This window comes from Rhodobaculum claviforme (genome assembly GCF_016653255.1).
Taxonomy (GTDB): Bacteria; Pseudomonadota; Alphaproteobacteria; order Rhodobacterales; family Rhodobacteraceae; genus Rhodobaculum; species Rhodobaculum claviforme.
Genome location: NZ_NHSD01000226.1, coordinates 1 through 9,960, shown reverse-complemented (window position 1 = coordinate 9,960; position 9,960 = coordinate 1). Strand labels below are relative to the sequence as shown.

Genomic DNA, 9,960 nt, shown 5'->3' with positions numbered 1-9,960 from the left:
TCCTCACCCCGCCCCCGACCGGAGGCGCCTTCACGGAGCCGCCGCAATGCCCCTCACCCTTGCCACATGGAACATCAACTCGGTCCGGCTGCGGGCGCCGCTGGTGGAACGGCTGCTGCGCGAGCATGCGCCCGACATCCTGTGCCTGCAGGAATGCAAGAGCCCGGTGGACAAGATGCCGCTGGCGCAGTTCGCCGAGATGGGCTGGACCCACGCCGTGGCGCGCGGCCAGAAGGGCTACAACGGGGTGGCGATCCTGTCGCGCCACCCGATCGAGGACGCCGGCCACATCGACTGGTGCGGGCGCGGCGACGCGCGCCATGTGGCGGCCCGGCTGGCGTGCGGGGCGGTGATCCACAACCTCTATATTCCGGCGGGGGGCGATGTGCCCGACCCGGAGGTCAACGACAAGTTCGCCCACAAGCTCGCGTTTCTGGAGGAGCTGCGCGCCTGGGGCCGTGACAGCGCCCCGGCGCGGTCGATCCTGGTGGGCGATCTGAACATCGCGCCACGCCCCGATGACGTCTGGGACCACCGCGCGTTGCTGAAGGTCGTCAGCCACACCCCGGTGGAGGTCGACGCCCTCGGCGCCGCGCAGGAGGCCGGCGGCTGGGTCGATGTCACCCGCGCCGACATCCCCGAGGGGCCCCTCTATTCGTGGTGGAGCTACCGGGCGCGGGACTGGGCGGCGTCGGACCGGGGGCGCAGGCTCGATCACATCTGGGCCAGCGGGGATCTGGCCGCGGCGGCCTGCGACAGCCGCATCCTGCGGGATGTGCGCGGATGGGCCCAGCCATCGGACCACGCCCCGGTGATGGCGCGCTTCGATCTGTAGGGCCGCGCGCGGGATTCCCCGACGCCCTGCCCCTTCCCCTCGGCGCCCCCACGGCACATATAAGGCCCGAAAGCGACACAGCATCGAGGGGACAGGAATGCTGGGACTGGGCGGCAACACACAGGCGCCGGCACCGGGCAACGGGCTGGTGATCGACGGCTCGGAGCGTGATTTCATGGCCCAGGTCGTGGAGGCCAGCCGCGAGGTGCCGGTCATCGTCGATTTCTGGGCGCCCTGGTGCGGCCCGTGCAAGACGCTGGGCCCGGCGCTGGAACAGGCCGTGCAGGCCGCCAAGGGCCGCGTGCGCATGGTCAAGATCAACGTTGACGAAAACCAGGCGATCGCCGCGCAGCTGCGCATCCAGTCGATCCCGACGGTCTATGCCTTCTGGCAGGGCCAGCCGGCCGACGGCTTCCAGGGCGCGCTGCCGGGCAGCGAGATCAAGGCCTTCGTGGAGCGGGTCGCGGCGCTGGGGGGCGATGGTGGCCTGACGGAAGCGTTGGAGGCCGCCGAGGCGATGCTGGCCGAGGGCGCCGTGGCCGAGGCCGCGCAGACCTTTGCCGCCATCCTGACGGAGGAGCCGGAAAATCCCGCCGCCCACGGCGGCATGATCCGGGCGTATATCGCGGCGGGACAGCTCGACCAGGCCGAGGCGCTTCTGAACAATGTGCCCGCCGCCGTCGCCACCTCGGCCGAGGTGGAGGCCGCACGCGCGCAACTGGCGCTGGCGCGGCAGGCCGCCAATGCGGGCCCGGTGGACGAGCTGCGCGCCCGCGTGGCCGCCGATGGCGACGACCACCAGGCGCGGTTCGATCTGGCGCAGGCGCTCTATGCCACCGGGGACACGCAGGGCGCGGTGGACGAGCTGCTGGAGCTGTTCCGCCGCGACCGCGAGTGGAACGAAGGGGCGGCCCGCGCGCAGCTTCTGACGGTCTTCGAGGCGCTCAAGCCCTCCGACCCTGTGGTGCTGAAGGGTCGGCGCAGGCTCAGCTCGATGGTCTTTGTCTGACCGATGGCCGGACACGCGGCGCGTGCCCGGCCGCCGAAATAAATCCGGGGCCGATTGTCGCAACAACGGGGCGGACTACCATCGTGGCCATGATCAAACCCGCAGACCTGCCGAACGCCATCCCGATCTTTCCGCTGCCCGGGGCGCTGCTGCTGCCGCGCGCCCGGTTGCCGTTGCACATCTTCGAGCCGCGCTACCTCGCGATGGTGGAGGCGTGCCTGGCGACGCCGCACCGGCTTATCGGGATGATCCAGCCCGGCGCCGCCCCCGGCACCCGCGAAAGCCGCCTGCACAGTATCGGCTGTGCCGGGCGCCTGACGGGGTTTTCCGAGACCGAGGACGGGCGCTACCTGATCACGCTGTCGGGGATCTCGCGGTTCCGGCTGGTCCGCGAGACGACCGAGGGCACCCCGTTTCGCACCGTGGAGCCCTCGTGGGAGGGGTTCGAGCGGGACCTGGGCCAGACCGAGGCCGACACGCAGTTCAGCCGTGACAGGTTCTTCGACCTGCTGGGGCGGTTCTTTTCGCACCACAGCCTGTCGACCGACTGGGAGGCGCTGAAGGATGCCGAGGATGAGTTGCTGATCAACTCGTTGTCGATGCTGTGCCCGTTCGAGCCGGAGGACAAGCAGGCCCTGCTGGAGGCGCCGTCACTGTCCACGCGTCGCGAAACCCTCGTGACATTGATCGAATTCGCCCTGCGCGGCGGCACCGGCGAGGAGACACTGCAATGACCGACGACACCCCGCCCCGCCCCGCCCCGCATGCCTATGACCGGCGCATGCTGGAGGCGCTGGTCTGCCCGGCCACCCGCGCACCGCTGCGCTATGACGCCGCCCGCCAGGAGCTGGTCAGCCGCGCGGCGCACCTTGCCTATCCGATCCGGGACGGCATCCCGATCATGCTGGTGGACGAGGCCCGCGACATCGACTGACGCCCGCGCCGGGTGACGGCCTCGTGAGGTGCCGCGCCGCGCCGCGCGCCTAGCTGTTGTCCGGTACCACGACAAAGGACCCCGCGCATGATCCCTCGCACGCTGTTTGCCGCCCTGCCCGTCACGCTGCTGCTGGCGGCCTGCACGCCGCCCCCCGACAGCCCGACGCGGATGGGGGCCGCCGGACCGCTGGTGCAGCTGAGCGACCCGCGCACCTGCCTCAACCGCGAATGCCTGCTGTATGATGCCCGGCTGGGTCGGGTGCAGCAGCCCGGGCGCGAGATGATCCGCCTGCCCGAGGGGATGGCGGATGCCGACGGCTTCATCTCGGCGCGCGATTTTCAGCACCTTCTGGACCGCACCCGGGCCGAGCCGACGGTGGCCGACGGCAACGACGGCGCGGTGGAGTTCGTGACCCGCGGACGCATCGCACACTGACCGGCCGCGCCCCTTGCGCCCGCCTGCCCGACGGGCGAGGTTGTGCGCGCAACAGGGCGCATCGGGTCGGAAAACCCGCGCGCCCGTCGAAAGGGAGCGCGAGCGGGCATGGTTGGCGAAACGTGGTGGCTGTGGGTGGCCTTCGGAATCGTGTTGGCGATCATGGAGGTGGCGATTCGCGTCTACGTCTTCATCGCCATTGCGCTGGCATCGATCCTGACGGGGGTGATGCTGTGGCTGGGTGTCGGCCCGGCCGCCTGGATGGCCGCGGACACGCTGAACGCGGTGGCCGTGTGCGCGGGCCTGTCGGCGGTGATCTGGGTGGGCCTGCGGCTGAGCCTGGGCGCGCCCGCCCGCCACGAGGACTGAGCGCGCTCAGTCCGACAGGCCGGGCGTGTCCAGCAGGGTGCGCCCGGCGCGGTCTTCCAGCTCGATGATCCACAGATCCGGGTCGCGCGCGCGCTGGCGCATCAGGGCTGCGTCGACCTCGGCCTCCGGTCCGGCGGCAAGCTCGGTCCAGACCCGGTTGCCGGTGGCGGGGTCGGTGGTGCGCTGCACCGCCTGTGCGCGCCCGTCCATGGTCGCGAGTTTCACCACCACCGCGCCCGCCGTCGCGTCGCCGCGCGCCATGACATAGGCCGCCACCCCCTCCTGCCGCAGGCGCGCAAGATAGGCCTGCACCCAGAACCCTGCGGTCAGGCGCGGCGCCACCGTCAGTTGCCGTCGCGAAAGTCGAGGCCCATCTCGCCGTAGCGCTCGGGCTCCTCCAGCCACTTCGGGCGGACCTTGATGGTGATGAACAGATGCACCGTCCGATCAAGGAAGGCCGCGATCTCGGCCCGGGCGGACTGGCCCACGGCCTTGATCGTCTCGCCGCCGTGGCCCAGCACGATGCCCTTGTGGCCGTCGCGCGCGACATAGACGATCTGGTCGATGCGCACCGAGCCGTCGGGGCGGTCCTCCCAGGCCTCGGTCTCCACCGTCAGCTCGTACGGCAATTCCTGGTGCAGGCGCAGGGTCAGTTTCTCGCGGGTCATCTCGGCCGCGATCATGCGCAGCGGCAGGTCGGCGATCTGATCCTCGGGATAGAGCCACGGCCCCACCGGCAGCTGCTCCGCCAGCCAGCGGCGCAGGTCGTCGACACCGTGCCCCCGCTCGGCCGAGATCATGAAGGTCGCGGCGAAGGGGTGCGCTGCGTTCAGTTTCTGCGACAGCGCCAGCAGCGCCTCGGCCTTGACCCGGTCGATCTTGTTGATCGCCAGCGCCACCGTCTGCCCGGCCGGCACCTTGTCGCCCAGACCGTCGAGGATCGCCTGCACGCCCTCGGTCAGGCCGCGATGCGCCTCGACCATCAGCACGACCACATCGGCGTCGGCGGCCCCGCTCCAGGCGGCGGCGACCATGGCGCGATCCAGCCGGCGGCGCGGGCGGAACAGGCCGGGCGTGTCCACGAACACGATCTGCGCGGGGCCTTCGAGGGCGACGCCGCGGATGCGGGTCCGGGTGGTCTGCACCTTGTGGGTGACGATCGACACCTTGGCGCCCACCATGCGGTTCAGGAGCGTGGACTTGCCCGCGTTGGGCTCGCCGATCAGCGCCACGAAGCCTGCGCGTGTGTCCTCAGCCATCGGTTCCCTCCAGCCGCTCCAGCAGCGCCTCGGCGGCGGCCTGTTCGGCGGCACGTTTCGATCCCGCCTCGGCGCGGGCGCTTTCCCCCGATGCCAGGCGGACCTCGATGGTAAAGGACGGCGCGTGATCGGGTCCGGTGCGCGCCACCTGCACATAATCGGGCGGCGGATGGCCGCGCGCCTGAATCCATTCCTGAAGGGCGGTCTTGGCGTCCTGCGCGGTATCGCCCGCCCGGTCCAGCCGCCCCCCCCACAGCCGCAGTACCAGCGCGCGCGCCGCATCGAACCCGGCATCCATGTAGACGGCGGCGATCACCGCCTCCATCCCGTCCGCCAGCAGCGCCTGCTTGCGCCGCCCGCCGGTCAGCATCTCGGAGCGGCCCAGCTTGAGCACCTCGCCCAGGCCGATGTCGCGCGCGACCTCGGCGCAGGTTTCCTTGCGCACCAGCGCATTGAAGCGCGGGGCAAGCTGCCCCTCGCGCGCGGTGCTGTCCGCGCGCACCAGCGCCTCGGCCATCACGAGGCCCAGCACCCGGTCGCCCAGGAACTCCAGCCGCTGGTTGTCGGGCCGCGTGGGCGAGGCGATGGAGGCATGCGTCAGCGCCTGCACCAGCAGGTCGGGCTGGCCGAAGTCGTGCCCGATACGGGCCGCGAACGCGCGCAGATCGGCCGAAACCTTCATCGCCCCCTCACTCCAGCCGCTGGAAGAACCGGTCCGACCGCCAGGTCCAGAAGAACAGCATCGAGCGCCCGGCCGACGAGAACACCACGCGGTTCGCCCGCCCGATCAGGTTCTCGAACGGCACCATCCCGACGCCGCCCACGGATTGCGGCGCGCGGCTGTCCTGGCTGTTGTCGCGGTTATCGCCGATGAAGAAGAAATGCCCCTCGGGGACGGTGAACACCGGGGTGGTGTCGGCAAAGCTCTCGGCGATGTCGAGCACGATGTAGCTGCGCCCCGACGGCAGCGTCTCGCGCAGGCGCTGCTTTTCGCAGTCGCCGCCCTCGCCCACCGGGGCGTTTGCGCAGCGCGGGAACTGGCCCACCGGGCCCTGCCGGGCAAAGGTCTCGACAAAGGTGCCCTCGGGGGTCTGCGGCAGCTCCTCGCCATTCAGGACCAGACGGCCGTTCTGCATCTGCACGGTGTCGCCGGGCAGGCCGATCACCCGCTTGATGAAGTCCGCGCCGGACACCGGGTGGCGGAACACCACGATGTCGCCGCGCTCGGGCTCGGAGCCGAAGATCCGCCCCGGAATCGGGCAGGCGCCGAACGGGCACGACCAGCGGCTGTAGCCATAGGCCATCTTGTTGACGAACAGGAAATCGCCGATCAGCAGCGTCTCCTTCATGGACCCCGAGGGGATCCAGAACGGCTGGAAGAACAGGGTGCGGAACAGCCCCGCGATCACCAGCGCCCAGAAGACGGTCTTGAGCGTCTCCCAGATGCCGTCCTTCTTGCCGGTCGTGCTGGCCATGGGGGTCTCCTGATGGGCGGGGTGCGCAGGTCGCGCCTCTCTGGCCGTCGGGGGGGGGCAAGTCAAGCGGTGGGCACTGCCTCGATCACCACGAAGGCCTGCGCCCAGGGGTGGTCGTCGGTCAGGGTGACGTGGATCACCGCGCGGTGGCCCGGGGGTGTCATCGCCGCCAGCCGTTCCGCCGCCCAGCCGGTGACCGCCATCACCGGCTGGCCGGTGGGCAGGTTCGTCACCGCCATGTCGCGCCAGGCAATCCCCATCCGCAGCCCCGTGCCCAGCGCCTTGGAGCACGCCTCCTTGGCGGCCCAGCGCTTGGCATAGGTGGCGGCGACCTCGCGCCGGGCTTCGGCCCTGGCGATCTCTGCGTCGGTGAAGACGCGGGTGCGGAAGCGGTCGCCGAACCGCGCCAGCGTGGCGGCGATCCGGTCGATGTTGGCCAGGTCGGTGCCGACGCCCAGGATCACGGGCGCCCCGTATCCGCGTGGGCCATATCCGTCCGGGCCGTATCCGTCCGGGCCGCGTCCATCCGCGCGCGCATCTCGGCGATGGCCGCCGGCAGGCCCGTGAACATCGCCTCGCCCATCAGGAAATGCCCGATGTTGAGCTCCACCACCTGCGGGATCGCGGCGATGGGGGAGACGTTGTGATAGCTCAGGCCGTGGCCCGCGTGGACCTCCAGGCCCAGCCCCGCCGCTTGTTCGGCGGCGGCGCGCAGGCGGGCAAGCTCGGCCTCGGCCTCGGCCTCGCGGCCCTCGTCCAGCAGGTCGCAATAGGCGCCGGTGTGCAGCTCCACCACCGCCGCCCCCACAGCGGCCGAGGCCGCGATCTGCGTCGCATCGGGGGCCACGAACAGCGACACCCGGCAGCCCGCCTGCGCCAGCGGCGCGATGAAGGCCCGCAGGCGGTCGGCGTCTCCGGCCACCTCCAGCCCGCCCTCGGTCGTGCGCTCCTCGCGGCGTTCGGGCACGATGCAGGCCGCGTGGGGGCGGTGGCGCAGGGCGATGGCCTGCATCTCGTCGGTCGCCGCCATCTCGAAGTTCAGCGGCACGCGCAGCGCGGCCATCAGGGCGGCGATGTCGGCGTCGCGGATGTGGCGGCGGTCCTCGCGCAGGTGTGCGGTGATGCCGTCGGCGCCGGCGGCCTGCGCCAGCAGCGCCGCGCGCACCGGATCGGGCAGCGCGCCGCCACGGGCGTTGCGCACGGTGGCGACGTGGTCGATGTTGACGCCGAGGCGCTGGCGGGGGGCGGTGGTCATGGCGCGGTGTCTCCCTGGATCCCTGCGCTGGTTCTAGTGCGCTTTGACGGCGAAGGGAAACGCCGCGCGCGGCTTGCCCTGCGCGGGGCCTTGGGCTAGAGCCGGGCGCGATCTTCAGGCAGGGATGACAGCATGGCCAAGGACAAGGGCCCGCGCCGCCCGCGCGCCGAGGCGCCCCGCGGCTTTCGCGACGACTTCGGCGCCGAGGTGGCCGAGCGCAAGGCGATGCTCGACACCATCGCCGGGGTGTACCACCGCTATGGCTTCGACCCGCTGGAGACCCCCGCGATCGAGACGCTCGACGCGCTGGGCAAGCACCTGCCGGACGTCGACCGCCCCCACGACGGCGTCTTCGCCTGGACCGAGGAGGACGGCGGCCCCTGGATCGCGCTGCGCTATGACCTGACGGCGCCGCTGGCGCGGGTGGCGGCGCAGTACCGCAACGACCTGCCCAGCCCCTACCGCCGCTATGCCATGGGTCCGGTCTGGCGCAACGAGAAGCCCGGCCCGGGCCGCTTCCGCCAGTTCACCCAGTGCGACGCCGACACCGTGGGCGCGCCCTCGGTCGCCGCCGACGCCGAGATCTGCGCGATGCTGTCGGACGTGCTGGAGGCCGTGGGCATCCCGCGCGGCGACTACATCGTGCGGGTGAACAACCGCAAGGTTCTCAACGGCGTGATGGAGGCCGCGGGCCTTCTCGACCCCGCCGACCCCGACACCCACGCCGAGGCCCGCGGGATCGTGCTGCGCGCCATCGACAAGCTGGACCGGCTGGGCGTGTCGGGCGTGCGCGCCCTGCTGGGCGAAGGCCGCAAGGACGAGAGCGGCGACGTCACCGCCGGGGCCGGGCTCTCGGACGCGCAGGCCGATGTGGTGATGGGCTTTCTGGACGCGCGCGGCGCCACGGCGGCCGAGACCTGCGCGCGGCTGCGGGCGCTAGTCGGCGCCTCGGCGCTGGGATGCGACGGGGTGGCCGAGCTGGAGACCATCGCCGCGCTGTTGGAGGCGCAGAGCTACGGCCCCGACCGGATCGTGCTCGACCCCTCGGTCGTGCGGGGCCTTGGATATTACACCGGCCCGGTGTTCGAAGCGGAGCTGACGTTCGAGATCCTCGACGAGAAGGGCCGGCCGAAGCAGTTCGGCTCGGTCGCGGGGGGCGGGCGCTATGATGACCTCGTGAAGCGGTTCACGGGCCAGACGGTGCCGGCCACCGGCGTGTCCGTCGGCGTGGATCGGCTGCTGGCCGCGCTCCGCGCCAAGGGCCGGCTGGCGGGCGCGATCCCCGGCCCGGTGGTCGTCACGGTGATGGACCGCACGCGCATGGCGGACTATTTCGCCATGGCCGCCACCCTGCGGGAGGCCGGCATCCGGGCGGAGGTCTACCTCGGCAACCCCAGGAACTTCGGCAACCAGCTGAAATACGCCGACCGCCGCGCCGCCCCCGCCGCCATCATCCAGGGCGAGGACGAGGCCGCGCGCGGCGTCGTGCAGATCAAGGACCTGGCCCTGGGCGCCCGCATCGCGCAGGACGCCAGCCTGGAGGAATGGAAGGCCCAGCCCGCCCAGTCCGAGGTGCCGCTGGCCGACCTCGTCGATGCCGTGCGCCGCATCCTGGCGCGATGACCGCACCGCCCGCCCCCGACCGCGTGACCGATCGCGCGACCGAACGCGCCGAGGCCGAACGCCTGTTCGCCGCCCTGCGCGCGCACGGTGCGGCCCCGGTGGAGGCCGACATCCTGCAACCCGCGGGCACGCTTCTGGACCTCTATGGCGAGGATATCCGCGGCCGCGCCTATGTCACCACCGACCCCCTGCGCGGCGAGATGATGCTGCGCCCGGACTTCACCGTGCCGGTGGTGCAGCGCCACATGGCCGAAGGGGCGGAGCCCGCGCGCTATACCTACCTCGGGCCGGTGTTCCGCCGCCAGGATCACCATGGCCCCCGCGCCAGCGAATACCTCCAGGTCGGCTTCGAGGTGTTCGACGGCACCGACCCGGCGGCCGCCGACGCCGAGGTCTTTGCCGTCTTTGCCCGGCTGCTCGCGCCGCTGTCGCTGCGCCCGGTGATCGGCGACATCGGCCTGTTGACGGCGGCGGTGGCGGGGCTGGACGCCAGCCCCGCGCGCAAGGCCGCCCTGATGCGCCACATCTGGCGCCCGGCCCGGTTTCGCGCGCTGCTGGATCGCTTCAGCGGGCGCACCCGTCCCACGCCCGAACGGCGCGCGCTGCTGGAGCGTCTGGCCGCCGCCCCGGCCGAGGCGCTGATCGCCGCCGCGGGCCCGCTGAACGGCGCGCGCGGGGCCGACGAAATCGCCGCCCGCATCGACATGCTGCGCCATGAGGCCGCCGAGCCCCCCCTGCCGGCGCCCCAGGTCGCGGCGCTGGA

Annotated in this window: 14 protein-coding genes; 8 read left to right on the top strand and 6 right to left on the bottom strand. The window is 72.0% G+C overall.

Annotated features, from left to right (window positions below; genetic code table 11):
* Positions 1–46 precede the first annotated feature (46 nt).
* The 6 genes from CCR87_RS08075 to CCR87_RS08050 all read left to right on the top strand — a co-directional run bounded on the left by CCR87_RS08075 (position 47) and on the right by CCR87_RS08050 (position 3,585).
* Complete coding sequence (locus CCR87_RS08075) at positions 47–835, top strand: exodeoxyribonuclease III (protein ID WP_201157032.1); 789 nt, start codon at positions 47–49, stop codon at positions 833–835.
* A gap of 97 nt (positions 836–932) precedes the next feature.
* Positions 933–1,844, top strand: a complete 912-nt coding sequence (trxA, locus tag CCR87_RS08070) for a thioredoxin (RefSeq protein ID WP_201157031.1) — start codon at positions 933–935, stop codon at positions 1,842–1,844.
* An 89-nt stretch (positions 1,845–1,933) separates the two neighbouring features.
* The gene (locus CCR87_RS08065; RefSeq protein WP_201157030.1) at positions 1,934–2,578 is read left to right on the top strand and encodes an LON peptidase substrate-binding domain-containing protein; all 645 of its coding nucleotides are present in this window, start codon (positions 1,934–1,936) and stop codon (positions 2,576–2,578) included.
* Entirely contained in the window at positions 2,575–2,778 is a 204-nt protein-coding gene (locus tag CCR87_RS08060; RefSeq protein WP_201157029.1) for a Trm112 family protein, read from the top strand. The genes CCR87_RS08065 and CCR87_RS08060 overlap by 4 nt, the downstream gene beginning before the upstream one ends.
* An 87-nt stretch (positions 2,779–2,865) precedes the next feature.
* Positions 2,866–3,216 (top strand): hypothetical protein, encoded by a 351-nt coding sequence (locus tag CCR87_RS08055; protein ID WP_201157028.1) that lies wholly within the window; start codon positions 2,866–2,868, stop codon positions 3,214–3,216.
* 108 nt (positions 3,217–3,324) lie between these two features.
* On the top strand, positions 3,325–3,585 hold the full coding sequence (locus tag CCR87_RS08050; RefSeq protein ID WP_201157027.1) for an NfeD family protein: 261 nt from the start codon (positions 3,325–3,327) through the stop codon (positions 3,583–3,585).
* 6 nt (positions 3,586–3,591) lie between these two features.
* Here CCR87_RS08050 and CCR87_RS08045 read toward each other — a convergent pair whose 3' ends face one another.
* The 6 genes from CCR87_RS08045 to CCR87_RS08020 all read right to left on the bottom strand — a co-directional run bounded on the left by CCR87_RS08045 (position 3,592) and on the right by CCR87_RS08020 (position 7,574).
* Positions 3,592–3,927: a DUF1491 family protein gene (locus CCR87_RS08045; protein ID WP_201157026.1), complete on the bottom strand. Its 336-nt coding sequence runs from the start codon at positions 3,925–3,927 to the stop codon at positions 3,592–3,594.
* Between the two features lie 2 nt (positions 3,928–3,929).
* On the bottom strand, positions 3,930–4,844 hold the full coding sequence (gene era, locus CCR87_RS08040; RefSeq protein ID WP_201157025.1) for a GTPase Era: 915 nt from the start codon (positions 4,842–4,844) through the stop codon (positions 3,930–3,932).
* Positions 4,837–5,526, bottom strand: coding sequence for a ribonuclease III (gene rnc, locus CCR87_RS08035; protein ID WP_201157024.1), 690 nt, complete (start codon positions 5,524–5,526; stop codon positions 4,837–4,839). The genes era and rnc overlap by 8 nt, the downstream gene beginning before the upstream one ends.
* Positions 5,527–5,533: 7 nt before the next feature.
* A complete protein-coding gene (lepB, locus tag CCR87_RS08030; RefSeq protein ID WP_201157023.1) occupies positions 5,534–6,319 on the bottom strand; it encodes a signal peptidase I in 786 nt (261 codons plus the stop codon).
* Positions 6,320–6,381: 62 nt separating this feature from the next.
* A complete protein-coding gene (gene acpS / locus CCR87_RS08025; protein ID WP_201157022.1) occupies positions 6,382–6,783 on the bottom strand; it encodes a holo-ACP synthase in 402 nt (133 codons plus the stop codon).
* Positions 6,780–7,574, bottom strand: coding sequence for a pyridoxine 5'-phosphate synthase (locus tag CCR87_RS08020; protein ID WP_201157021.1), 795 nt, complete (start codon positions 7,572–7,574; stop codon positions 6,780–6,782). Before CCR87_RS08020 ends, acpS begins: the two co-directional genes overlap by 4 nt.
* 132 nt (positions 7,575–7,706) lie before the next feature.
* Here CCR87_RS08020 and hisS point away from each other — a divergent pair, with 132 nt between their 5' ends.
* Together hisS and CCR87_RS08010 are read left to right on the top strand one after the other, a co-directional pair.
* Positions 7,707–9,197 carry a histidine--tRNA ligase gene (hisS, locus tag CCR87_RS08015; protein WP_201157020.1) on the top strand — a complete coding sequence of 497 codons (1,491 nt, stop codon included), beginning with the start codon at positions 7,707–7,709 and terminating at the stop codon, positions 9,195–9,197.
* Positions 9,194–9,960: ATP phosphoribosyltransferase regulatory subunit (locus CCR87_RS08010; RefSeq protein WP_201157019.1), on the top strand; the 767-nt coding region annotated here is incomplete at its 3' end. The genes hisS and CCR87_RS08010, both read left to right, overlap by 4 nt.